Source organism: Nostoc sp. DedSLP04 (genome assembly GCF_034530775.1).
Taxonomy (GTDB): Bacteria; Cyanobacteriota; Cyanobacteriia; order Cyanobacteriales; family Nostocaceae; genus Nostoc.
In genome coordinates this window covers 87,272-112,744 of sequence record NZ_JAVRCL010000008.1, presented here as the reverse complement: position 1 = coordinate 112,744, position 25,473 = coordinate 87,272, and the positions used below count along the sequence as shown (strand labels likewise).

Below are 25,473 nucleotides of genomic sequence, written 5' to 3'. Positions count from 1 at the left end.
TACATCAAACTCAGGTTTGAATACCACCGCCACCTCTTCTGGCAGCATTTGCTGCATCAATATGCTGAGGCTCAACTGTTCCGGTATTACATGCGTGTGCTAAGGAAACGGCAACGTTAATGACGCCAATGTGCGAAAAGGCTTGGGGAAAGTTACCAAGATGCGCCCCTGTCTCCAAGTCGATTTCTTCTGCAAACAGTCCCAGCGAACTGCTTCGTGCCAACATTTGCTCAAACCAAACACGAGCCTCTGTTGTCCTTTGAGCCAAGATCAGTGCGTCGATCAGCCAGAAGGTACAAAGAACAAAGGATGCCTCTTTACCGCTCACTCCTTCTGGTGCATCTCGGTAACGATAACACAGTCCATTGTCAACTAAATGCTTAATAGTAGCATCAATAGTTGAAACCATACGCGGGTCAGTTCCATCAATGAAGCCGACACTAGACATGAGCAAATTCGAGGCATCAAGAGTTTCGTCCTCGTAGGATTGCTTGAACGCACCAAGTTTTTCGCTCCATCCTTTTTCAAACACCTCATTGCGGATTAGTTCGCGTTCCTGTCGCCAACGGGTAGTATCACCAGCTAGCTCAAGCGCTTCAGCCATTTCGATGCCACAGTCTAACGCCACCCACAGCATAACTTTACCGTAAACAAAATGCCGCAACCCCCCGCGCACTTCCCAGATGCCGCTATCCGGTTCGCGCCAGTGTTCAGCAGCCCAATCTACTAGTGGGCAAATGTGTTCCCAAATTGCAGTTGGATCGTACTTTCCAATCTTCCAAGCGAAATGTAAGGCACTAAGCACCTCACCATAGACATCAAGCTGAACTTGCTCAGATGCACCATTGCCAATCCGAACTGGCTGCGATTCCCGGTATCCCCGAAAGCGATCTAAGGTTTGCTCAACCACCTGTCCACTTGATGCGATCGGGTAAAGGATTTTGATTCCAGTTCCTTCTATCTTCAGAGTCTGCGCCAGCCAATTAAAGTATTGATACTCATCATCAATGTAACCTGCTAATAGCAATGCATAAAGAGTAAATGATGAGTCGCGAATCCAGGTGAAGCGATAATCCCAGTTCCGCTCTCCACCAATTTCTTCAGGTAACGAGGTTGTAGGTGCAGCCACAATTGCTCCTGAAGGAGCGTAAGTCATCAACTGTAAAGTGAGCGCACTGCGGACAACTGCATCTCGGTACGCTCCTTGATAAGTACACTTATTCGCCCAACGCCGCCAGAAGGCGATCGTTGATGCCAGGGCATCGGTAGGGGCTAGGTTTGGCAGTTGTGCATCCTCCTCAGTCAAAAGCGTGAATACGGCTTGCTCTCCGGCGTGGAGGATAATCTGGCACATAAATGTATTGCTTGTTGTGTCTAGATGCCATTCAACGGGGCCAGTAACTGTGAATGAACCAAACCTGACTTCGTTACCAAATTTGAGTAAATCGGGAATTGTACACCCATAATCAGGGCGAGGAGAGCAAGTGCTAATAATTTCAACTGTTCCTTCGCTAACCTCGACAATTCGGATCAGTCTACCAGGCGCAGGAAGGCGTTGCTGCTGCTCATTATTAGTGATATCCATAAAATCTAGCAGCGAAATTCGTCCTGACTCACACGTAAAAATAGTTTCTAGTACATTAGTTTCGTTCAAGTACTGATGATCGCTTTCCCAAGCAGTGGCTGGCTGAATACTCCAGCTCCCACCACGTTCGAGATCCAAAATCTGAGCAAACAAAGATGGAGAATCGAAGCGAGGTAGGCAAAGCCAGTCAATCGAACCACAACTACTGACAAGAGCTGCGGTATGGCAATTGCCAATCACCCCATAATCTTCTATGGGGAGAAAAGATCGAGTAGGAACTGTTGAGTTGCTATTGGGATCGGATGTAATACTCATTACCGTCTTTAGTTGCTGATAACCTTTTACAAAAATATTATTTCGAGTTACAAATTTTTGACAAACTTTATTCTTTTAAATGTTAATCGTTAAATTACAATCTTGAAAGTTATTTGGCAGAAGTAAATTTTTCCAGCGAATCTATCTAGAGGAGTAGAAAAACATATATCTTGGGATTATCTAATTAGGACGGCAAACACTTTAAAATTTCTAAATTTATTGTATTTAAGCTAGCCTTCATAGTATTGATATAGGTATGTAAGGGTTTTTATTACCTAAGCAATCAAGCGGGGAATTTGGGGTGTTGCAGTTTCACCACTCTCTATTTTTAACTAGATTTATTTCTAGGGTGTCTACAATCTCAAGCCACTTTTGCTAGCGTAGTGATATAGGATTTATCGCTCTCCAGGAAGCACCTGGAAGCAAAAGGATTAATATGGCTCATTTAAATCAGCGTCGCTCTCAAAATGTCAACGGCGATTTTTATGTAGATACTACCTGTATTGATTGTGATACCTGTCGTTGGATGGCTCCTGAAGTATTTTATGATGTTGATGACCAATCGGCTGTTTATCATCAACCAACCAATGAAGCGGAAAGATTAGCCGCGCTGGAAGCACTTTTAGCTTGTCCTACTAGTTCTATTGGTACTGTTGAGAAACCAAAAGATATCAAAGTTGCTCAAGAAAAGTTTCCTATATTAGTAGCGGAAAATGTTTACCACTGCGGCTATCATTCGGAAAAATCTTATGGTGCTGCTAGCTATTTAATTCAACTTCCAGAAGGTAACATTTTGGTGGATTCTCCCCGGTTTACGCCGCCTTTAATTAAGCGTTTAGAAGAACTGGGGCCAATTCGTTATATGTACTTAACTCACAAAGATGATGTGGCAGATCATCAAAAGTTTGCCGAGCATTTTCAGTGCGATCGCATCCTCCACGTTGATGATATTACTGCGGGTACTCGCAATGTAGAAATACAGCTAACTGGTTCTGAAGCATTTACTTTGACACCAGATTTATTAATTATCCCGGTTCCCGGTCACACCAAAGGACAAACCGTACTACTCTACAAAAATAAGTTTCTGTTCACTGGCGACCATCTCGCTTGGTCAGAAAGCTTGCACCAACTGGCTGCATTCCGCGATTTCTGCTGGTATTCTTGGTCAGAACAGATTAAATCAATGCGTAACTTGGCTAATTATTCTTTTGAGTGGGTGCTACCAGGTCATGGACGAAGGTTTCATGCTGATAAGGAAACCATACGCCAGCAGATGCACAAGTGTATTGAGTGGATGGAATCTGTGAATTGACCAAATAATTTATAATTATTCGGTTATATGGCAAAACCCACGAAAAACCTAACCCCCTAACCCCCTAACCCCCAACACGTCGCGGGAAGGGGGAAATTTCAAAGTCTCTCTCCTTTTAGGAGAGAGATTTAGAGAGAGGTCAGCCTCTATTGCATACAAACCATAAGCGCTATAACCTGGGTTTTAGCAACCTTTTAACCAAACACGGATTATGAAAAAGCTGATCAACAAGCCAGAAGACTTTGTGCAAGAAAGTCTAGAAGGTATGGCGGCGGCTCATTCCGATTTAATTAAACTGAACTACGATCCTGTCTTTGTCTATCGAGCCAATGCACCTATTCCGGGTAAAGTAGCAATTATTTCAGGTGGTGGCAGTGGACATGAACCAATGCACGCTGGCTTCGTGGGCAAAGGAATGCTGGATGCAGCTTGTCCCGGTCAGGTTTTCACTTCACCAACTCCCGACCAAATGCTAGAAGCAGCAAAGCTTGTAGATGGAGGCTCTGGTATCCTTTATATCGTCAAAAATTACAGTGGCGATGTGATGAACTTTGAAATGGCAACAGAGTTAGCTCGTAGTGAAGGCATTCGATCGCTAAATATTTTGATTGATGACGATGTAGCAGTGAAAGACAGTCTCTATACCCAAGGACGCCGGGGTGTAGGAACAACAATCCTGGCGGAGAAAATTTGTGGTGCGGCGGCTGAGGCAGGGTATGATTTAGCACAAATAGCAAATTTGTGTCGCCGAGTAAATTTGAATGGGCGGAGTATGGGAATTGCTCTAACATCTTGTACAGTGCCCGCGAATGGAACGCCAACATTTGAATTGAGCGATCGCGAAATTGAATTAGGTATCGGTATTCACGGTGAACCAGGAACAGAACGCACAAGCATAAAATCAGTAGATGAGATTACCGAAATTTTAACGCGATCGCTCATTGAGGATGCAGCATACACCCGCACGCTCCGCGAATGGGACGAAGATAAAGAAGAATGGGTAGATGTAGAGCTAACAAGTCTACCATTTGCCAAAGGCGATCGCTTATTAGCTTTCGTCAATAGTATGGGTGGAACCCCAATTTCCGAACTGTATATTGTTTACCGCAAACTCGCCCAAATCTGCGAACTGCAAGGATTGCAAATTGTGCGAAACTTGATAGGCCCTTACATTACATCTCTAGAAATGCAAGGTTGCTCCATTACCCTGCTGAAATTAGATGATGAAATGATCGGGCTATGGGATGCACCAGTAAAAACGCCAAGTTGGCGTTGGGGAATTTAACTAATTACGAATTATGTTGACTCAAGCGCAGATATTGCAATGGTTGCAGGCTTATGCAACGGAGATAGAGCAGAATAAAGCCTATTTGACAGAATTAGATGCTGCGATCGGAGATGCTGACCACGGGATCAATATGGATCGCGGCTTCAAAAAAGTAAGCGCTCAGTTACCAACTTTTACAGACAAGGATATCAGCAGCATTCTCAAAGCCGTGAGTATGACCTTAATTTCTTCTATTGGCGGTGCTAGTGGCCCTCTTTATGGCACTTGGTTTTTAAGAGCCAGTACAGCAGTAGTTGGTAAGCAAGAATTAACAGAACAAGATGTTTTAGGAATACTGCAAGCAGGCTTAGATGGGGTGCTGCAACGTGGTAAAGCGCAACTAGGAGACAAAACAATGGTGGATGTGCTGTCTCCGGCTGTAGCCACTTTTGGGCAAGCTGTAAAAGAAAGTAAGGGAACGCTGGAAGCTATGCAACAGGCTGTAGTAGCAGCCCACAAAGGGTTACAGGAAACTATACCAATGCAGGCGAAAAAGGGACGGGCTAGCTACCTGGGGGAACGGAGTATCGGACATCCAGATCCGGGAGGGACTTCTGCTTATTTGATGTTGAAAACTTTGTTAGGGGTATTGGAAACCTAAACATTACAACTTATCTAATTATCTGATTCACAACAGATGCACTCTGAATACGCCATTTACCTCGTTGTCGAATCAAATCATACCGAACCCGCAAATTCTCGTTAGAAGAGTTTTTAAACTGACCATTTTCATATAACTGCGTCGCTTCCTTCACCGTAGCTACCACTGCGGCACGATCTGCGAATAAATCAATTTTCTCTACAGATTCCACCTTTACGCTATGTTCGTACTTGCGGTAGCGGTTGTCTGACCTAGCCTGTTGAGCGATCGCCCGCCATTGAGACAAAGCTGAACCAGTTAAAATCTGCTCTAAGTTATCAATCTCATGATTCGGCCCTAAAGCTTCGGCTTTAGTAGATAGCCAAGTGCGAATAATTTCCTCTGCTGCTGCATCTGTTAAAGAGCCATCTAGTCCTTGTGGTGGACTATTTGGATCGGGAATAGATATTGGTGGTTGATTTATTTGTACAAACAACTGTGAAACAGGTGCAGGTCGTGTGGGAAAAAACAGATTTTTTAACCATCCAAAAGTTGTTGTGGCTAACACCCAAAAAACTAAAATACTCACCAAAGAAATAAACACTCTCCATACCAGCCGTGTTTTCCCTTCAATGGTATTAGCAAAAGTTCGCCGCCGCCGAGGACGACGAGAATGGGGGCGATTGTCCGGTAAACGCTCTCGGATAGGAGATGGAGCAGGTTTTCTCCGCCGACGCTTTTGGTTATGAGCAGGTGTAGCACTTTTAACTGAACCGTTCAAATGCTCCTTTGTGCCTCTGCTCGTTCGTTCAGCAGCAGGAACCTCTGATTTTACGTTTCCAGATGAATTCCACATCGGTGGTGAGAAGTTTGAATATTCTGGTGTGTCTGGCAAATCTAGGTCAGGTGTTCTGTTGTGGTTAAATTGCTTTGGAGTCCTAGTTAAATTTTTAGGGAAAGGCAAATTATTTGTCTGTGGCTGGGGAAAATTTTGGGGGTTAATTACAGCCCACTCATTAGTTGTTTCTGCATCAGTTGGCAGTGCTTCTAAATAAGCTTGTACCTGTTGGTTAGCAAAGTAATCTTTTAGAAACGCTTGCTGGTTTGCTAAATCTCGAAAATGAGGAAATACTTCGTGTTGTAACCATTGTTCTGCATATAGACACAGCCCTGGTAACAAATCGGGAGAGTCTTGAGATTTTTCTCTAATAAAAGCTAAAGCTTCGTACTCCTGACTAAGTTCTAAAACCCGAGTTGCTTCTTCAGTTTGTCCCAAAAGTAAAGCACATAACGACTGTTCTAAATGTACATCTTGGCGTTTGCCCAGACGCATGAGCATTTGCCTTGCTTGACGAATTAAAGCAGGTTGCCGTTGAGCAAATCCCCGCGCTATTAAGGCATAAACAGCTAAGTAAGTGGCAACAGCAGAAGGACGTTTGCTTTGGGCTTCAAATAACTTGTGCTGTTCGGCGACTGTTAAGTGGTTGCGTAACTGCTGAATAAACCGCAGAAAGTCATCTATGTTTAAACCAGAATCATCATTATTCGTGCCATCAATTCCGCCACGATCTTCTAAAAGATTTTGTAATAATTCCAAACCTTGGCTTCGTTCGGCAGTCTTTTCTTGAGGTAGTGCCAACAACTCCAAAATTCGATATGGTCGCAATTTATAAAGATCCGCCTGAATTTCCGCCTGGACGCTGGCGAACAACCCTTCGCGTACTAACAGTTCTTGACCAGTTTCTAGGGATATAGCGGCATTTTCATAGTGACCTTGTTGCCACTGTTCGCGACCTAATTCTAGACAAGCAAGGGCAACAGTCAGAACAACATCTGGGTGTTCAGCACTTTCGTGTATTTCTTCCTCTGCTAAATTATTACCCTTTCTTGGACTTGTAGCACCATTTTTATTTACCAGGTACGGACGACCTAGTTTTAGTACAAGTTCGTATTCCCCTAACTCTTGCAAAATTAATAAAGCGCCCACTAATTCGTCTTGAGTAATTTCGATACCCAGACTCTGGGTATTGCTACCCCTTTTGGTGCTTTCTGGAGAATTTTCCAGTGCTACTGCGGCAGCAGCAAGGTTATCAGGATCGTAGGCGTGGGCAAGATACAGATGATCGTAGGTACTGCGTTGTTTTGGATCTGATAAAACCACGTAAGCTTCTTCTATGAGTTGTTTACGAGAAGAAATTGCTGCCTGAGAATACTCACGTCGCGGCAATTGTACAATGCGATCGCTGTATGCCTGTCGCAATTGTTCATCACTTGCCGCTAACGGTAGTCCTAAAATTCGGTAGTAATCTAGCGGAATTCGCACAGCCTACTTCCCCTGCACCGCGATCAACATAATTTACCTAGAGCGTTCCAGGCCGTAAAACCGTGCCATAAAAATGCCGTATAGAATTTACTCTACAAGTGTATATTGCAACAACTTGTTTTGTACCTTCCCGAAATTTTGAGTCACATTTTAGTACTAATTTTTTGCTTTCGCCTAGAAAGCCTCAATTGTTTGTTTTAATTCTTAGTATTTTTGTTTAACACAACTATTATCAGCCTTCGATACCACAAACCACAACTACCGCTTTTAATCACGGCATAATTGTTGTGGCTGGAAGAATCTATTGATGATTGATTTTTTTGGTACTTTCCTACTAGGCAGTAACAAAAATACCACTATTGAGGGTTTTACCCTGATAACAGGAGACAAAAATCATATCATAATTTACCCTTCATTACAATTACCTATTTGGGTATTATAGATTTTTGCCTGCTTTTTTTAAAATTGTTAATGGATATGCAGAAAGCAGTCTATCTTGATTGCTAGTCTGTGAAGGGGAATAGAGAGAGACAACCTAAAGTGGCAGATATTGCCCTTAGAGTCAAATCCTCACGGGGCATGAGCTGAAAAGTTAAAAATCAAAAATTAAAAATTCAGCTATTCCCTAAGACCCTTTTTTGGTGCATAAATAAAGTTTGATTGTTGAGTCTTACAAACGCTAGCCTGTTAAAAGCTGAGGTGTTATTAGACCAACTTATTTAAGACTGTAACTTTAAGTTGTACAACAGGGATACTCAAAAATAATGGTTCAAGAGCGTACTTTACCCACTTTTAATCCTGCTACTACGCAAATTACAAAAGAAGAAGGGTTACGGTTGTATGAGGATATGGTGTTAGGGCGCTTGTTTGAAGACAAGTGCGCTGAAATGTACTACAGAGGCAAAATGTTTGGTTTTGTCCATTTGTACAACGGTCAAGAAGCCGTTTGCAGTGGTGTTGTGCAGTCAATGCGACCGGGTGAAGATTACGTTTGTAGTACTTACCGCGACCACGTTCATGCTCTCAGTGCCGGTGTACCAGCAAAAGAGGTGATGGCAGAATTATTTGGTAAAGCCACAGGTTGCAGCAAAGGGCGCGGTGGTTCCATGCACATGTTTTCTGCTCAACATCGCTTGTTGGGTGGCTATGCTTTTGTGGCTGAGGGAATTCCTGTAGCAGCTGGGGCGGCTTTTCAAACCAAATATCGCCGCGAAGTGCTGGGAGATAAAAACGCTGACCAAGTGACAGCTTGCTTTTTTGGTGACGGTGCAGCTAATAACGGTCAGTTTTTCGAGACGCTAAATATGGCAGCCCTATGGAAACTGCCAATTCTGTTTGTAGTCGAAAATAATAAGTGGGCCATTGGGATGTCTCACGAACGAGCCACTTCCCAGCCAGAGATTTATAAAAAAGCCAGCGTGTTTAACATGGTGGGCGTGGAAGTAGATGGCATGGATGTACTAGCAGTTCGAGCCGTGGCTCAAGAAGCTGTAGCCCGTGCCCGTGCAGGTGAAGGCCCAACATTAATTGAGGCGCTTACCTACCGCTTCCGGGGTCACTCCTTGGCAGACCCAGATGAAATGCGGAGCAAAGCGGAGAAAGAATTTTGGTTCGCCCGAGACCCAATTAAAAAGTTGGCAGCTTATTTGGTAGAGCAAAATCTCGCAGATGAGGGAGAAATTAAAGCCATTGACCGTAAAATTCAGGATGTAATCGACGAAGCCGTTAAATTCGCCGAAAGCAGCCCCGAACCAGACCCCAGCGAGTTATATCGTTTCGTGTTTGCAGAAGACGAATAACAAATTTAGGAGTTAGGAGTTAAAAGTTAGGAGTTATGAATTTTTAACTCCTAACTCACAACTCCTAACTTCTAACTATCCATATACCCAGGAATAAAATTTGTGTTTAGCATTGCAGTTCAACAGCAACAGTACAAGACTTATATTCTTTCTGACGAAGGCGCTGGTTCTCAGTTGGAAGTCGTACCAGAACGCGGCGGTATCATCACCCGTTGGCGCATTCAAGGGCAAGAAGTTTTCTACCTAGATACTGAACGCTTTACTCATCCTGAGTTGAGTGTCAGAGGTGGGAATCCAATTTTGTTTCCTATTTGTGGTAATTTACCAGATAATACTTACATTTACAACGGTCAAAAATATACTCTCAAGCAACACGGTTTCGCTCGTGAATTGCCGTGGAAAGTAACAGAACAAGAAACTGGAGATAAAGCTAGTCTCACTGTCGTTCTTGATAGCAACGAGCAAACCAAGGCTGTGTATCCTTTTGATTTTCAGATGGCTTTCACCTACGAACTTCAAGGTAATACCCTTGAAGTCCGCCAACAATATAAAAACTTGTCATCTAGACCAATGCCCTTTTCGGCTGGTTTCCATCCCTACTTTCTGTGTGGTGATAAAACTCAGTTAGAGGTGGAAATTCCTTCTAAGCAGTATCAAGATAATCAAACTAAAGAAATTCACTCTTTTGACGGCAATTTTGACTTTAGCCGTGATGAAATTGATTTTGCCTTTGGACAGCTAACAAGTCAATCGGCCACTGCAATAGACCGCAGCCGGAAGTTAAAACTCACTTTGGATTATGATAATTTCTCTACCTACCTAGTATTTTGGACAGTCAAAGGCAAAGAATTCTACTGTTTAGAACCTTGGAGTGCCACCCGTAACTCTCTCAATACTGGCGATAACCTGACTGTGTTAGCACCAGGAGCTAGCCATACAGCATCTATAAGGTTAAGGGCTAATTTTTTCTAAACCCCTTTACAAATCTATAGATGTGTATGCTATGATTGCAAAGTTGCGAAATGCAAGCGAAAGGGTCGCTAACTCAACGGTAGAGTACTCGGCTTTTAACCGATTAGTTCCGGGTTCGAATCCCGGGCGACCCATATAGAAGTTTATTAAATGATGTAAAGAAGCGATCGCTCCTCTTTGTAATTGCACAAACAAGCATTTGGGATAATGGGCTACCATAGCTACTAATTATAGGGTAGCTAAATGTACAGCAGTACAGAGCAACTATAGGGCATAGTACAGCAGTAGAGAACAAGTATAGAACATATTTCTAATAACTATGGCGTAAACTTTTTCAACATAGATACACCACACTAGTTATAATTTCCTATAAGTAAGTTGAAAAAACTCTTAAGATTTAGCGTAATAATTGCGCTTCTCTCAGACCGACTAGCTGACAACCACATTAGGAGGACTATCTATGGCGCTTGTACCACTGCGGCTGCTGTTGGATCACGCAGCTGAAAACGGTTACGGCATCCCAGCTTTCAACGTTAACAATTTGGAGCAGATTCAGGCGATCCTGAAAGCTGCTGTCGAGACAGATAGCCCCGTAATTTTACAAGCTTCTCGCGGCGCTCGTAATTATGCAGGAGAAAACTTTCTCCGCCACCTGATTTTGGCAGCGGTAGAAACCTATCCTCACATTCCCATTGTCATGCACCAAGATCATGGTAATGCGCCTGCTACCTGCTACTCAGCAATTAAGAACAACTTCACCAGCGTGATGATGGATGGTTCTTTAGAAGCTGATGCTAAAACTCCCGCTAGCTTCGAGTACAACGTCAGTGTTACCCGCGAAGTTGTAAACGTAGCTCATGCTTTGGGTGTCAGTGTTGAAGGTGAACTCGGTTGTTTGGGTTCTCTAGAAACTGGTGCTGGTGAAGCTGAAGATGGTCACGGATTTGAAGGTACACTCGACCACTCTCAACTTTTAACTGACCCCGATGAAGCTGTTGACTTCGTAGAAGCAACTCAAGTAGATGCTTTGGCTGTTGCCATTGGCACAAGCCACGGTGCTTACAAGTTTACCCGCAAGCCGACTGGCGAAATTTTGGCTATCAGCCGTATTGAAGAAATTCACCGCCGTCTGCCTAACACCCACTTGGTAATGCACGGTTCTTCTTCTGTGCCTGAAGATTTGCTTGCACTGATTAACCAGTATGGTGGTGCAATTCCTGAAACCTACGGTGTACCTGTAGAAGAAATCCAAAAAGGTATTAAGAGTGGTGTACGTAAAGTAAACATCGACACCGACAACCGTTTGGCTATTACTGCTGCTGTACGTGAAGCTTTGGCTAAAAAACCAGAGGAGTTTGACCCCCGTCACTTCCTTAAGCCTTCTATTACATACATGCAAAAGGTTTGTGCTGAACGCTATCAGCAATTTGGCACAGCTGGCAATGCAAGCAAAATTAAGCAAATTTCTTTGGAAGATTTTGCTGCTAAGTATGCTAAAGGTGAACTTAACGTTGTTACCAAATCAGCTGCTAAAGTTTAATTTTGACAGCAAATAAATATGGGCATAGTTTTTCTATGCTGCTAAAAAACTGAGGATTTTAATGTTGTCAGAAACCGGGTGTTTACCCGGTTTTTTGTTTTATTCATAAGGATTGGGCATTGGGCATTGGGCATTGGAAAGAGGACTTGGAGACAAGGAGAATTGGGGACAAGGGGAAAGACTTGTTGTAAGTTCTAAACTTTTGTCCCCTTGTCCCCTTGTCCCCTGCTTCCCCTGCCTCTTCCCCAATCCTTAGAACACCCGATGTTGTAAGGAAGGCATTTGACGGCGGACTTGTTCTAGCCTAGTGGGCTTGATTTCTGCGATCGCAATTCCCGGTTTTTCTCCAGCATCGGCTAAAATTACACCCCAAGGGTCGATAATGACCGCGTGACCGTGGGTTAGACGACGGGCGTAGTTATTCCCCGTTTGGGCCGGAGCAATGACGTAGGCGGTATTTTCGATAGCTCTGGCTTGTAGTAGTACTTGCCAGTGGTCTTTACCTGTAAAGGCGGTAAAAGCGGCGGGAATAAAGATAATATCGGCTCCCTTATCTGCCAGATGACGATACAGTTCTGGAAATCGCACATCATAACAAATAGAAAGCCCTAAATTACCGAGCTTTTCTGAGAAATGGACGGGGGGTAATTGCGTACCAGCCACAACCGTGCTGGATTCGCGGTAGGTGTTGCCGTCAGGGACATCAACATCAAATAGGTGGACTTTGTAGTAGCGGGCAAGCTCTTGACCGTTAGGGTCGATGAGTAGAGTAGTGTTATAAACTTTGCCTGTATTATCTACAGGAAGTGGAAAGCTGCCGCCCAAGATGGTAATTTGAAAGCGTTGAGCCATTTTTTTGAGAAATTTTTCACTTTCAAGAGCGATCGCATCACCTTGTGCGAGTTTATCTTTTTCTTCTCCCATATAGGAAAAGTTTTCTGGCAAACCCACCAATTCAGCACCTTGACGCACGGCAAGCTCTATTAATTCTTCTGCCTGTGCCAAATTTTTCTGTAAATCGGGCACACTGGTCAATTGAATAGCGGCGGCTAAATAAGACTTCATAGATTCAACAACGAACAGTTGATTTATGGAAAAGAGATTATCAAAATATATCGCTACTTCAAGATTTGTGGAACTTAATTAGAAATGCGTCAGCCAAGATTTTCTTTAACACACTGGTTTTATTACCGATCTTAATCTTCCTCTGGGTTCTAGCAAACTGAGCAAGATAAAGATTAGATTGCGATCAAACCTTGATAAAAACTGTCTACTGTGGATATTTCTATTCTCATTCAAACATTTATCGCTGTGTTTGTCTTGGCGGATGCTGTGGGCAATATACCGATTGTTTTAGTTTTGACTAAAGGCATGATGCCAGACCAAAGAAACAAAGTTATAGATAAAGCAATTATCATTGCGATCGCAGTTCTTTTGCTATTTGCCTTTGCAGGGCAAATAATTTTAAATTACTTGGAAATCAGCATCGGCTCTTTGCGAATAGCAGGAGGAATATTATTGCTGTTAATTGCTTTGCAGATGCTGCGGGGAGAATTAGATAGTCCAATTATTGAAGAAGGACGCGATGTCGCAATTACTCCACTAGCTTTACCACTGTTAGCGGGGCCGGGGACTTTAACAACGGTGATGTTGCTGATGTCTAAATCACAGAGTCCGCATATTGCTGTGGCGGTGGGTATCTTAGGGGCAATGTTTAGCACTTGGTTGATTTTGCGTTTAGCAAATCTGATTGACCAGTGGATTGGTGCAGAAGGTGGAGTGATTGTGACTCAGCTTTTAGGTTTTCTATTAGCGGCGTTAGCGGTGGAAATTGGTAGTACGGGAATTAGGGAGTTGTTTTTGAGGTAGAAAACTCCTAAAATAACGTGAGTTCGATGAACCTCTCCCGGACAACCTCCCTCTACGGAGAAAGGGAGGAGCAACGAGAAATTAGGTTTTTAACTTCCCTCTCCGTGTCCAAGAGGGTTGGGGGAGAGGTCAAAAAAGGGCTTGTCGAACTTGCGTTAAAATATTCTGAAACTGTATACAAATGTAAACAAGTTTGAGAAACGAGAAATTCGCGGCTCTCAAACTTGTTTATGAAAATTAACTTAAAGTTAGAACAAAATGGATAACTCAAGAGGATTTTATTACCGATTGAGTTTCAAAGATGCTTTTCGAGAGTGGAAGCTAATGTAGTTTTAGGCACAGCGCCGACCACCATATCCACTTTTTGCCCACCCTTAAAAATCATTAATGTGGGAATACTGCGGATGCCGTATTGACTAGCAACTTGAGGATTTTCATCTGTGTTGACTTTTACGACCTTTATTTGACCTTTGTACTGTTCGGAGATTTCATCGACAACAGGAGCTACCATACGGCATGGTCCGCACCAGGGTGCCCAAAAGTCAACTAAAACTGGTACATCGCTGTCGAGTACTTCTTGCTTGAAACTAGAATCGGTAACTTGTGCGGCTGTTGACATGCCTAAAACCTTCGCCAATAATATCTGAACTTGGTGAAAATTCTACCATAGCAAAAACCTCAGCTTGGGAGTGCAAGGATGTACATTTGCAAAGAAGCTCTCTTATTTTATTTACAAACATAAGGAACCGCCCGAACAGTAGTCCGGGCGGAGTGTGGTGTGAGGAGTGAACGGAAACATGCGTCTCCGCTATCTCTATTGTAAGCGACATATCGGATTTTTCCAGCAATTGTTTAGGGGCTGGAAAAATTATTGAAGAATTTGGGAGTGGGGAGTAGAGAGCAGGGGAGGCAGGGGAGGCAGGGGAGGCAGGGGAAGAAGAATTAATAACCCATGCCCTATGCCCTATGCTCTATGCCCCAATTCTATTTACCCATACCTAATTGTTGAGCTTTTTGGTAAACTTTACCCTCGGTTAATAAAGAAGGTGCAATCACAACTTCCACTTGTTGCATTTCTTTAATATTTTTGGCTCCTAAAGTTCCCATGCTGGTTTTTAAGGCTCCTAAAAGATTGTGAGTGCCATCATCTAGCCCTGCTGGGCCAATGAGTATTTGCTCTAGGCTACCAGTGGTGGCAACGCGAATGCGGGTGCCACGGGGCAAAACTGGGCTAGGAGTCGCCATACCCCAATGATAACCTCTTCCAGGGGCTTCTGCGGCTCTGGCAAAGGGGGAGCCAATCATCACACCATCAGCGCCACAGGCGATACATTTGCAAATGTCGCCACCGGTGATTAAACCGCCATCAGCAATAATGGGGATATAGTTGCCAGTTTCGTTATAGTAATCATCTCGTGCTGCGGCACAATCTGCGATCGCAGTTGCCTGTGGCACACCAACACCCAATACCCCACGAGAAGTACAAGCCGCACCAGGCCCAATTCCCACCAGTACCCCAGCCGCCCCAGCTTTCAACAAATTCAACGTGACTTCGTAAGTCACGCAATTCCCCAACACCACGGGGATGGGCATGGAACGACAAAATTCTGCTAAATCGAGTGGTACTAAAGACTCTGGTGACAGATGTGCAGTAGAAACTACCGTAGCCTGGACAAAAAATAAATCTGCCCCAGCTTTGGCCACCGCCTCACCGTATTTACTTGCACCGGCTGGAGTTGCACTCACAGCTGCAATGCCACCTTGTTGTTTAATTTCCTGAATACGTTGTTCAATTAATTCCGGCTTTATTGGTTCGGCATAGAGTTCTTGCATGAGGGCAACAAATTCATCTTTTCCCACAGAGGTAATCCGATCTAATATTGGCTCTGGGTCGGCATAGCGAGTTTGAATACCCTCTAAGTTGAGGACACCTAATGCTCCTAACTGTGACAAACGTACAGCCATACGAACATCTACTACGCCATCCATAGCACTAGCAATTATCGGGATTTCTCGCTCAATATTGCCAATACGCCACTTAGTATCTGCCAAACTGGGATCTAGTGTTCTATTACCAGGGGCTAGAGCAATTTCATCTATTCCGTAAGCTCTGCGAGCTGTTTTTCCCCGCCCAAGTTGAATTTCCACGCTTTAACTTTACTCAAATCTGTTTAAGCTAGGGTATCAAATTGTGGGGAAATTTGGGGCGTTTTTTCCCTAACCATATAAGTGACTAGTGACGGTTGTCATTAGTCATTCGGATTTTGACCGATTAAAAATCCAAAATCAGTTTGATTTACCGTTTATTTTTAGCGGCACCCACACCAGTGTAACCAGTTGCTAACCAAATTATCGCTCTAGCTCCATCACGAACAGATTTTTCGATAGATTCAGGGGGTTTTTCGGAAGGAACTGGCACTGGTTTTAAATAAATACCCCGACTACCCAAAATAATTTCGCCAATGACACAAGCCCGACGCATGTGAAAGTCTGAAGTAATCAAATAAACGCTCTTAATGCCGCGAGCTTGCAAATCATCTACCAAAGTAGTAAAATTAGTAACTGTATCTACTGCTTCATAATCCAAGTGTAAACGTTGAGGATCGACACCAGCTTTGGTAAACACTCTTTGGGTGAATGTACGTGGACTGCCGCCTGTAATCCAAATCGGTATATTTGGATGCTCGCGAACGAATTTTGCTGTAAATTTTTCTCGCTCTAAATGTCTCGTTGAACCACCTAACACTACGACTGCTTGCGGCTGCACAAATTGGTTTTGTACTTCTTTGTATCCCCACCACATAAATATTGGTAGGACAAAAGCCATAAAACGAAAAGATTTATTTGTAAAGAGTAGCTTATTCAAGGCTCAATAACTTAATTTACTTGGTACACAATTTTCTCTGGCTATAAGAAAAAACAATTGATAGTAGAGTAGCAAACTTCCCAAGAATCTGCACAAATTCTGCCCAAATATAAATTTGGTTGGTTTTTGTGTAACAGCGCGATTAAGCGTGCCTGGAGTTTTTCCTCTAATTGATGGATTATCCTAACCGATATCGGACGATTCATCAAAGGGTTTTAACCACTTTATATAGTAGTTTTCAATTGCACGGAATACAGGAGCCAGTAGCATGGGCGGATATCCCGACTTGTAAGAACTGGCGTACTACTTTTATGGGTACAGCAATGCTCTTACCATATTAATTGCTGTATATATGAATTGTCTAAAGATAACGGGACTGGTGCGACTTGAACGCACGACCTGACGCTTAGGAGGCGTCCGCTCTATCCAACTGAGCTACAACCCCAACTGCGAAGCATATATAATTATAGCATTAGATAGCAGTAGTTTTAGGTAGACTGCCAAAAATTATCCCAAGAGCCACCGCCTACTTCTAAACCACAAAGAAAACTTTTTGCTTTTAAAATTACTTTAGATTTTCTGCCATTTAGTTCTCGTAACTCTAAGTTTAGTTTTCCTTGCATAGTATCCCGGCAACAGTATCTTAAACCTTCTGCTGTCGGCGCACGTAGAGGTGTACCAGATAAATCTGTGGTTCCTGTTAACTCAATTTCATAATTAGTGTTGCTAGCTTTCATTTGCCATCTACCCCAAGGCTGAATTTCCCACTCAACTTGGGAATTCCAGGGAACAAATTCATAAAACTTGCCTTGATAGTGCAGTCCAATCATCGCTACAGATTCCATCCACCACAGCACACCCCGCCGTCCACCACCAGCAGTTAATGCTAAGTCGGGTTCGCCCTCGAAGCAATTACAGTTTATCCAAAACCATTTCTGAGGAAAAGCACCACCCCAATTTTTCTCGCCGTAGGCTGGGGCGTTAGTGAATTCGTAGATTTTGCCATTCCAGTCAATCTTTCCACTGGCTAAACCGTGAGCCATCAAAATTTGCCATCCAGGTTCAAAAATCTGCAAGAATGACAGCCAGCCTGCGGTTGATTGCTGAATGCCATTTTGATTGCCCCAACCGTATACAGGTTGAATTTCATACTGCCAACGGCAATAATTATTGGTGGCGCGATCGCGAATTATTCCCTGATTCAAGGTGGCTGTGGCTTGATATCCCTCTTGAACGTGATACTCAAACTCTGCTGGGAGTAAGTATAGGGGGGAAACTTGCAAATTATTTTTACCCCAATGACCTAAACCTAAAACATCTCGACTACCCCAAAATTTGTTGACATCAGGAAAAGTACGGCAGAGATACTCATCATCCGGGCCGAGGATTTGGGCTGCACCGCCACTGTGAGGTTTACCGGCGATGGGATCTTCAATGGAGTACATAAAGGCGAATGTTTGCCCAATTTCCGGTAACGTGACGCGGTAATACCAACCTTCAAAGAAGCGACGGCTACTGCCATCCCAGTGATAACCAGAATGGGGCGTTTGGGTTGATTGGAGAGGATTTTTGGGAATAGTTAACATAGATTTATCTAACTGCCGATTTTTTCAGTATGCGCGATCGCTTTGATATCAATGATGCTTATGAAATTCTTGGGCTAAAACCCGGTGCATCTCAAGCACAGGTGAAGCGAACTTACCGTAAACTGGTGAAAATTTGGCATCCCGATCGCTTTGTCGAGCAAAGACAAAAACAGGAAGCTGAAGAAAAAATCAAATCAATCAACGCAGCTTACAACAGGCTCAAATCCGAAATTCCATCTGAGCCTCCTATTGCTGAAAATCCATCTTCATCTTCGCCTAAAAATCCCCCAAAAATATCTGTCAATCGTTGGGATGCAGAAACTTTCTACACTTTAGGAGTAGAAAATGCTACTCAAGGAAGATATGAAGATGCGATCGCAGATTTTACCCACGCAATTCGGCTCAATCCTCACTATATTGACGCGTATAAATATCGTGGGCTAGTTTGCTCACAACTGGGATACGAATATAGAGCTGCTTCAGATTTAAATAAAGCTGCACAAATAGAAGAAGAGTTAAGAAATCCGGGAAGTACACGTAGATCGCGATCGCCTAGATATGTATCAAAACCTAGACCTCTAATAGAAAGATTTTGTCAGAGGATAAAAAGTTTACTGCGGCTAAACCGGCGTTGGAGATAAGGAGCGAATATAGTTTAAGACACTTCAGACGGCGACACCAGACTGGAGTTCAATACTACTTATACTTGGGAATACTAAGTGTAGTAAGATTTGCTGCTGATTTCTGAGTATGAGCGAGCGCTTCGATATAAATTATATTTACGATATCCTTGGGTTAAAACCAGGTGCATCTGCTGATGAAGTCAAGCAAGCTTACCGCCAGATGGCTAAGACTTGGCATCCAGATTGTTTTCTTGAACCGCAGCAAAAGCTAGAAGCAGAAGAAAAAATCAAAGAAATCAATCAAGCTTATGCAAGATTAAAGTCTTATCAGCCAAATGAGACAAATCAAGCTGCTTCCACTTCTACCAAAATTGATTTCACTCCATCCAATGCTGAAAGTTTCTACAAACTAGGCATGGAGAAAGCTCAAAAAGGAAAATATACTGAAGCAATTGAAAACTTTACCCAAGCGATTCGTCTCAACCCTAACTACTTTGAAGCCTACAAATACCGAGGGCTTGCTTGCTCGAAACTAGGATATGAAAATAGAGCCAAGTCAGATATTAAAAATGCCAGAGAACTAGAACTGAAACAGAAAAAAGCATCGCCAAAGCCACCACCACCCAAACCGACATCGCCGCCGCCAAAGCCACCAACGCCGCCAGCACCTGAATCACAGTCTCAACCTTTACCGTGGAAATGTGTACACACCCTGACTCATCTGAACTGGGTTTTGACAATTGCAATCAGTCCAGATGGGCAAACTTTGGCTAGTGGAAGTAGTGACAATACTATCAAGATTTGGCACCTCGACACAGGTAAATTACTACATACTCTCACTGAACATACAAAATGGGTAAGATGCCTAGCCTTTAGCCCAGATAGCCAAACTCTGGTTAGTGGCAGTGATGACAGCAGCATAGTCATTTGGCAAGTATCTACAGGTAAATTACTCAAGACACTCAAAGTACATTCAACCCCAGTTTTTTCTGTAATCATTAGTCCAGATGGTCACACTATCCTAAGTGGGGGTACAGACACTACTATCAAGGTTTCCCATATAGAGATGGGACAATTATTGCAAGTTCTCAAAGGTCATTCTGGCTTAGTTTACTCCCTTGCTATTTGCCCAAAACAACAGATTTTTGTCAGTGGCGGTGCGGATAATACCATTAAGCTGTGGAATTTGAAGAGTAACAAACTGCTGCAAACTCTCAACGGACATTCAGGTTGGGTGATGTGTGTTGCTATTAACCCTGATGGGCAAATTTTAGCTAGTGGCAGTTATGACCAGACTATCAAGCTATGGAACAGTAGTACAGGTAAGCTAATTAACACTCTTGCTGGACATCGCAGCTATATTTGTGCAATCGCTTTTAGTCCCGATGGTCAGCATCTTGTTAGTGGTAGTGCAGATTGTACTGTGAAGATATGGGATGTTAACACGGGACAAGAACTTTACACTTTGGATAACCATTCAGATTGGGTTAACTCCGTCGCTTTCAGTCCCGATGGCAAAACTTTGGTTAGTGGTAGTCGAGATATGACTATCAAGCTTTGGCGATGCGATATCTAACAACAAATTAAAAGTTTAGAGAATTGAAGCAAATTGCTAGATTTTTTGATCTATCCATTAACTGACAGTTAAATAACATCCATCTTTGGGATACTCTTTCTCTTGATTAAGTATTAACTCTCTAAAGATTAAGTATTAACTCCCTGGAGATAGAGCCAGTTGTTTAATCGCAGAGGTTATTCTGAGATTACCAACAGTTGAGTAGCAAATAAGACTCAATCTTTATCAGCAACATATATTTTCAGTTCATTAAAATCCCTTGTTTTCACAAAGCTTTAGTTTGTCAATATCGTATCTGAGGAGTTAAATCAACGGTTATGTCTATTCCTAATGAACGCGAAAGCAAAAACAGTGAAGTTAGACAAGAATCTTACACTGATATTAATGGCAATACTCAGACCCATTTCACACAAACCACTGAAACAGTTAAGAACAATACAACTAATCCCAACTCTTACACTAACGGTTACGTACATGGTCGAAATGTTGAGCGTAGCTACCAGCAAGCAGATTTAGCCCAGCGTGATGAAAACAATGCTAGTGGTGGTTTATTGTTGGGTATTATCATTACTTCCCTGCTTGGTTTGGTTATAGGTGGGGTCTGGTACTTCAACCAGCAGAATAACGCAGCGGTTAACAATATTGTGCCGGTTGCGGTTCCTGTACCGAGTAAGAGTAATCCAACTCCCAGTGCATCTCCTCAACCACAAACGAAAATAATCGAAACAACTAAGGAAGTCCCTGTACCTGTTGCTGTTCCTGTTCCTGTTCCCCAACAGCAAGTTACACCTCCGTCTGCACCTCGCCAACCGGATATTAATATTACTATTCCACCCCAGCAGCCTGCGGCAGAAAAAGCACCTTCTGTAACTCAGCCAGCCCCTAAAGCGACACAAAGTCCGGTGACGAGTCCAACTACTAATAGTCCGGCTTCGCAGAACGATAGTTCTACTAATACTGTTGCTCCTAGTACAAAAAGTGACACCTCTAAAAGTACTACACCTCAAGGAGTAGACCAGTCAAACAGTACATCTAATAGCGATTCTTCTACCGCAGGCGGTTCTGGTCAATAACGTTTTCTGAACTTTCAGCCCACTTGGTAATATTGGCGTGAATGCCAATATTACCAAGTGGGACAAATTTTAAGCAATATTTCTGAATTGTTGCGATAAATTAATGGTATTCAAGTTTAGTAAAGGTGTCTTGTAGCTAAACAAACACAATGCTAGATTAAGACCAAGGTACAAACAGGTTAAAAGTTAAACAAAAACTTTCAAGTTAGAGCCTGTGCCTCCTGCTCTAATCTTATTGCGATCGCTCTGAAGTTGTGACATCCATTGAATGTGTTTTTGCCTTAAGTTCAATGAGTTCGTTTTGGAGGTTTTAAGACGCACAGCCAGAAAATGCCTGCCTAGTTGGAATATTAAGGATGTGCAATTCTGAGTAAAGCGATCGCAAATACTGTCCACCTTATTTTAAGTTAGCCATTTCTGAATTCTCCAATCTTCAAGGAACCGCCCCAAGCTATTGAGATTTATCCATCGTAGCTTCAGGCGGTTTCTGCTTTGAGTTTTATGCATTTTTGTCATTTGTCCTTTGTCCTTTGTCATTTGTCATTTATTTAGACTAATAACCAATACTTCGACTACGCTCAGTACAAGTGACCAATGACCAATGACCAATGACCAATGACTAATGACTAATGACCAATTAAAGTAATTACAGTCACTTCAGGCGGACAAAATAAACGTCCTGGTTTATAAGTTCCTAAACCACGATTGACATATAGTTGATTTTCTTCCACCTTGTGAAACCCTTGCGCCCACTCCCAATATCGAACTACTTTCGAGCAGTCTCCTAATGAAAATGTTACCCAACGCCGCAATTTTTTGGGAATTTGTTTAAGTAGCTTTTTGTAATAGAGTACTAGAGGGCCAATGCCCGGAATGACGATGTGACCACCGTGGGTATGACCAGATAGTTGCAAATCTACGCGCCATTGTTGCAATATCTTGGCTGTATCTGGATTATGAGATAAAACGATGCGCGGTGTAAGCAAGTCTAGTTGATTCATCACTGGTGCGGGGTAAAATTCCTGTGACCAATAATCAGCTAGTCCTACCAATGGTAATTCTTTTCCTAGTGGATAGGCGATTTCATTCCAAAGTACATGCACCCCAATGCTGGTTAACGCTTGTGTAACTTCTGCTTTGGAGTGGCTGTAATAGATATCGTGGTTCCCAAGTACAGCGTAGATACCACAGCGACTTTGCAGATGTTTGAGTCGAAGCACCAATTGATTGATTGGTGTGGGATCGTCAGTTACGTAGTCACCAGTTAATAGAATTAAATCTGGTTCAGCTTCGTTAGTAAGTGCGATCGCTTTTTCTAACATCTCTTCCGATAGTCGCAAACCATCGTAATGAAAATCTGACAACTGTACTAATGTTGTACCTTGTAAAGATGCAGGAAGTTCTGCAATCTTAACCGTTATTTTATCTACTCTTAAATGTCCTGTAAACAACCAATGCATAAGTTAACCGATACTCCTCATACCAGCGCTTACAGCTTACCAAAAATAAGAATGTAACTTGATAAAATGCAAGAATTTATGTCATCTACTTCAGATACAATTAATTCATTGATTTAAATTTTGGATTTAAATTTTGGCGATAAAAGTAGCAGGTTATGCCTGAGTTTGCAGGCACTCATTAGCCAGAGTACCTGCTAAAATTGCATTCTTTTTTGTTAAATTTGGTAATTACCTACTCACCTTGTAGGGTGATTATAGTAACTTCTGGGCGGCAAAATAAGCGTCCTGGGAGGTAAGTTCCCAAACCACGATTGACATATAGTTGATTTTTTCCTAGCCGATGCAAACCCTGCGCCCATTCCCAATGTCTGACTACAGAAACATTTTCTTCCAAAAATGGGACTCGACGCCGCACTTTTCTGGGTATTTTTTCTACAAGCTTTTCGTAAAACAACGCCGCAGGGCCAATTCCGGGAATCAAGATTTGACCACCGTGAGTATGACCAGATAATTGTAAATCGACTCGCCATGCTTGTAATATCTCCGCAGTATCTGGGTTATGGGATAAAACGATGCAGGGTGTGTCGGGGTTTAGCTGGTTCATAACTGGTGCGGGGTGAAACTCCCGCGACCAATAATCAGCCAGTCCAACGAGTGGTAATTCTTTTCCTAGTGGATAAGCAATTTCGTTCCAAAGGACGTGAATTCCAATGCTAGTAAGGGCTTGTGTAACTTCTGCTTTTGCGTGTTTATATATATCGTGATTGCCAAGGATAGCATAGATACCACTGCGACTTTGCAAATGTTTGAGTCGAAGTACCAATTGGTGAATTGGTGTCGGATCGTCAGTTACGTAGTCACCAGTTAATAAAATTAAATCTGGTTTAGCTTCGTTAGTAAGTGCGATCGCTTTTTCTAACATCTCTTCCGACAGTCGCAAACCATCGTAGTGAAAATCTGACAACTGTACTAACGTTGTACCTTGTAACAATGCAGGCAAACCTGCAATGTTAACCGTCAATTTCTCTATACTCAACGGCCCAGATAACAACCAATGCATAAGACGTTTAATAAACTTCAATCATAGCGCTTACAGCTTAACGAAACATTGTCAGTTCGTGTACAGCGACCAGTGCAAGTTGTTGAAAATTTTATGAAACCTGTGGATTTTAGCTTATTTATACTTATTCAAATCAAAAACAAATTTACTACTAAACTATTTTGTAAAAAAATACTAATTAATATTAAAGTTAGTCTGCGTAGGCATAGCCCATTATACCCCTACGAGGAAGCAAGCTGTATGGCAGAGAAGATATCGCTTTCCAAATTTCTGTATAATTTTGGATGCTCCCCTAACAACAAGCTCCAAAGCAGAATGTCTTCGGCTTTGCTCTATGGGTCTATGCACCTGCAATTTACTACTGTAAACGCCAAACCTGTGTCAGTTTATCAATTAATTGTTCCTGGCGTTTATTGATAACTTCAGGCGTCCATTCTTTTTCCATCAGCACTTGTGTAGTTAACGCAAAATTTGAAATACCTGTTTTCGTGGTGAAATACTTCTGTTTTTTTAGTTCAAAATCATAGTTCTGGGCTTGACTATTTTTATAGGAAGAGAGCAAAACTAAATTCCCTATACGATTGACATATTGCTCGCGTTCTTCCTGAGTGGCAAACCAATTTTCCCACACACTATTAGAAATGGGATTTTGCGGGAGCACATGCTCAATAGTAATGTTGTGGAAGTGATACGAAGCTTTTCCTTCCGACAATGCAGTATCTAAGCGAATTAAAACATAAAGTCGAATTTTCTTCATTAAATAAAGGTCATCATTCAGTATTTTGAGAATATATTGCTTTTCTTCCATTTTCAATTGCAGCGGTGAATGAGATGCGTACAAATCTTCTCCAATCTCGATAGCATACAGCAACTTGCTATAACGTTCTATGCGTTCATTAATATTAGCCCGTTGAATCATTAAACCTGAAGCGAGGCGATCTAAATCTGTGAAAAACCTCACTAACAATTCAGGATTGCTGTAATTCCGAGCAAGGTACAAAATAGCTGGAGGTATCCAGTCAGAATTATCAATAAGCTGTAACCATCTAAAAAATTGGTTTACTTTTTCAGCTAAAATATCACTGTGATAAGCTTGATTATTAATGTCATAAAAATTCTTTAAAAAACTGTGCATCTCGCTCACGCAAATTCAAACGGTAAACGTTATCATCAGGATCAAAATCATCTTTTTCGTAAAGATATCTTGTTAATATATGTATGTGTTCTTTAGAAACGCATGTCCGTAAAGCAGCTAGCAGTATAGTAAGTGTAGTCAAACGCTGTTGACCATCCACAACTTGGGCATCTCGTTTATCTCCTTTTATGAGTACAATATTTCCTAAGAAATATGGGTTTATCTCATCAATTTTATCGTCACTGTCTCCCAAAGCAGTAATTAAATCTTCAAGCAGTTCTCCAGCTTGTTCGGTTGTCCACGCATAGGGACGCTGATATAGAGGAATAGTGAAGACAAAATCATTGCTAAATACTTTAGAGATAGGATAATCAGTAGCTTGAATTTTAACCGCGCTCATATATACCTCCTTTAGTGGCGTAGTAGACTGCACTTTACTAAAGTTAGTTTTCCCATTAAAAACTGCAATATT

The 25,473-nt window shown here is 42.4% G+C and carries 21 protein-coding genes and 2 tRNA genes; 11 read left to right on the top strand and 12 right to left on the bottom strand.

Annotated features, from left to right (window positions below; all coding sequences use genetic code 11):
• Window positions 1-10: 10 nt before the first annotated feature.
• The gene (locus RMX89_RS07245) at window positions 11-1,900 is read right to left on the bottom strand and encodes a glycoside hydrolase family 15 protein (RefSeq protein ID WP_322688432.1); all 1,890 of its coding nucleotides are present in this window, start codon (window positions 1,898-1,900) and stop codon (window positions 11-13) included.
• 436 nt (window positions 1,901-2,336) lie between these two features.
• Here RMX89_RS07245 and RMX89_RS07240 point away from each other — a divergent pair, with 436 nt between their 5' ends.
• The 3 genes from RMX89_RS07240 (at window position 2,337) to dhaL (ending at window position 5,140) form a co-directional block, all read left to right on the top strand.
• Window positions 2,337-3,212 carry an MBL fold metallo-hydrolase gene (locus RMX89_RS07240; protein ID WP_322688431.1) on the top strand — a complete coding sequence of 292 codons (876 nt, stop codon included), beginning with the start codon at window positions 2,337-2,339 and terminating at the stop codon, window positions 3,210-3,212.
• Between the two features lie 211 nt (window positions 3,213-3,423).
• The gene (gene dhaK / locus RMX89_RS07235; RefSeq protein ID WP_322688430.1) at window positions 3,424-4,497 is read left to right on the top strand and encodes a dihydroxyacetone kinase subunit DhaK; all 1,074 of its coding nucleotides are present in this window, start codon (window positions 3,424-3,426) and stop codon (window positions 4,495-4,497) included.
• A 13-nt stretch (window positions 4,498-4,510) separates the two neighbouring features.
• Entirely contained in the window at window positions 4,511-5,140 is a 630-nt protein-coding gene (gene dhaL / locus RMX89_RS07230; RefSeq protein WP_322688429.1) for a dihydroxyacetone kinase subunit DhaL, read from the top strand.
• A 10-nt stretch (window positions 5,141-5,150) separates the two neighbouring features.
• Here dhaL and RMX89_RS07225 read toward each other — a convergent pair whose 3' ends face one another.
• Entirely contained in the window at window positions 5,151-7,442 is a 2,292-nt protein-coding gene (locus RMX89_RS07225) for an IMS domain-containing protein (RefSeq protein WP_322688428.1), read from the bottom strand.
• A gap of 764 nt (window positions 7,443-8,206) precedes the next feature.
• Here RMX89_RS07225 and pdhA point away from each other — a divergent pair.
• The 4 genes from pdhA (at window position 8,207) to fba (ending at window position 11,753) form a co-directional block, all read left to right on the top strand.
• Entirely contained in the window at window positions 8,207-9,241 is a 1,035-nt protein-coding gene (gene pdhA / locus RMX89_RS07220; protein WP_322688427.1) for a pyruvate dehydrogenase (acetyl-transferring) E1 component subunit alpha, read from the top strand.
• Window positions 9,242-9,343: 102 nt separating this feature from the next.
• On the top strand, window positions 9,344-10,213 hold the full coding sequence (locus RMX89_RS07215; RefSeq protein ID WP_322688426.1) for an aldose epimerase: 870 nt from the start codon (window positions 9,344-9,346) through the stop codon (window positions 10,211-10,213).
• A 62-nt stretch (window positions 10,214-10,275) separates the two neighbouring features.
• Window positions 10,276-10,347: transfer RNA gene (locus tag RMX89_RS07210), tRNA-Lys, on the top strand.
• 326 nt (window positions 10,348-10,673) lie between these two features.
• Window positions 10,674-11,753: a class II fructose-bisphosphate aldolase gene (fba, locus tag RMX89_RS07205; protein ID WP_229485451.1), complete on the top strand. Its 1,080-nt coding sequence runs from the start codon at window positions 10,674-10,676 to the stop codon at window positions 11,751-11,753.
• A gap of 252 nt (window positions 11,754-12,005) precedes the next feature.
• Here the strand turns inward: fba and RMX89_RS07200 are convergent, their stop codons facing one another.
• Window positions 12,006-12,818, bottom strand: a complete 813-nt coding sequence (locus RMX89_RS07200; RefSeq protein WP_322688425.1) for a carbon-nitrogen hydrolase family protein — start codon at window positions 12,816-12,818, stop codon at window positions 12,006-12,008.
• 210 nt (window positions 12,819-13,028) lie between these two features.
• Between RMX89_RS07200 and RMX89_RS07195 the strand changes: the two genes are divergently transcribed.
• Window positions 13,029-13,622 carry a MarC family protein gene (locus RMX89_RS07195; protein ID WP_322670252.1) on the top strand — a complete coding sequence of 198 codons (594 nt, stop codon included), beginning with the start codon at window positions 13,029-13,031 and terminating at the stop codon, window positions 13,620-13,622.
• 295 nt (window positions 13,623-13,917) lie between these two features.
• Here the strand turns inward: RMX89_RS07195 and trxA are convergent, their stop codons facing one another.
• The 5 genes from trxA to RMX89_RS07170 form a co-directional block, all read right to left on the bottom strand.
• Window positions 13,918-14,241: a thioredoxin gene (gene trxA / locus RMX89_RS07190; RefSeq protein WP_094348071.1), complete on the bottom strand. Its 324-nt coding sequence runs from the start codon at window positions 14,239-14,241 to the stop codon at window positions 13,918-13,920.
• A gap of 365 nt (window positions 14,242-14,606) precedes the next feature.
• Window positions 14,607-15,770 carry a GuaB3 family IMP dehydrogenase-related protein gene (locus RMX89_RS07185; protein ID WP_322670253.1) on the bottom strand — a complete coding sequence of 388 codons (1,164 nt, stop codon included), beginning with the start codon at window positions 15,768-15,770 and terminating at the stop codon, window positions 14,607-14,609.
• Between the two features lie 148 nt (window positions 15,771-15,918).
• On the bottom strand, window positions 15,919-16,449 hold the full coding sequence (locus tag RMX89_RS07180) for a YdcF family protein (RefSeq protein WP_322688424.1): 531 nt from the start codon (window positions 16,447-16,449) through the stop codon (window positions 15,919-15,921).
• Window positions 16,450-16,859: 410 nt separating this feature from the next.
• Window positions 16,860-16,933: transfer RNA gene (locus RMX89_RS07175), tRNA-Arg, on the bottom strand.
• 43 nt (window positions 16,934-16,976) lie between these two features.
• Window positions 16,977-18,074 (bottom strand): tocopherol cyclase family protein, encoded by a 1,098-nt coding sequence (locus tag RMX89_RS07170; protein WP_322688423.1) that lies wholly within the window; start codon window positions 18,072-18,074, stop codon window positions 16,977-16,979.
• A 29-nt stretch (window positions 18,075-18,103) separates the two neighbouring features.
• Between RMX89_RS07170 and RMX89_RS07165 the strand changes: the two genes are divergently transcribed.
• From RMX89_RS07165 to RMX89_RS07155, 3 genes are all read left to right on the top strand, one after another.
• Complete coding sequence (locus RMX89_RS07165; RefSeq protein WP_322688422.1) at window positions 18,104-18,715, top strand: DnaJ domain-containing protein; 612 nt, start codon at window positions 18,104-18,106, stop codon at window positions 18,713-18,715.
• 109 nt (window positions 18,716-18,824) lie between these two features.
• Window positions 18,825-20,273, top strand: a complete 1,449-nt coding sequence (locus tag RMX89_RS07160) for a DnaJ domain-containing protein (protein WP_322688421.1) — start codon at window positions 18,825-18,827, stop codon at window positions 20,271-20,273.
• Between the two features lie 317 nt (window positions 20,274-20,590).
• A complete protein-coding gene (locus RMX89_RS07155; RefSeq protein WP_322688420.1) occupies window positions 20,591-21,346 on the top strand; it encodes a hypothetical protein in 756 nt (251 codons plus the stop codon).
• Window positions 21,347-21,972: 626 nt separating this feature from the next.
• Here the strand turns inward: RMX89_RS07155 and RMX89_RS07150 are convergent.
• The 4 genes from RMX89_RS07150 to RMX89_RS07135 form a co-directional block, all read right to left on the bottom strand.
• On the bottom strand, window positions 21,973-22,806 hold the full coding sequence (locus RMX89_RS07150) for a metallophosphoesterase (RefSeq protein WP_322686448.1): 834 nt from the start codon (window positions 22,804-22,806) through the stop codon (window positions 21,973-21,975).
• 232 nt (window positions 22,807-23,038) lie between these two features.
• Complete coding sequence (locus RMX89_RS07145) at window positions 23,039-23,866, bottom strand: metallophosphoesterase (protein ID WP_322688419.1); 828 nt, start codon at window positions 23,864-23,866, stop codon at window positions 23,039-23,041.
• A 358-nt stretch (window positions 23,867-24,224) separates the two neighbouring features.
• On the bottom strand, window positions 24,225-25,001 hold the full coding sequence (locus RMX89_RS07140; protein WP_322688485.1) for an HNH endonuclease family protein: 777 nt from the start codon (window positions 24,999-25,001) through the stop codon (window positions 24,225-24,227).
• Complete coding sequence (locus RMX89_RS07135; RefSeq protein ID WP_322688418.1) at window positions 24,973-25,401, bottom strand: DUF262 domain-containing protein; 429 nt, start codon at window positions 25,399-25,401, stop codon at window positions 24,973-24,975. Before RMX89_RS07135 ends, RMX89_RS07140 begins: the two co-directional genes overlap by 29 nt.
• Window positions 25,402-25,473 lie beyond the last annotated feature (72 nt).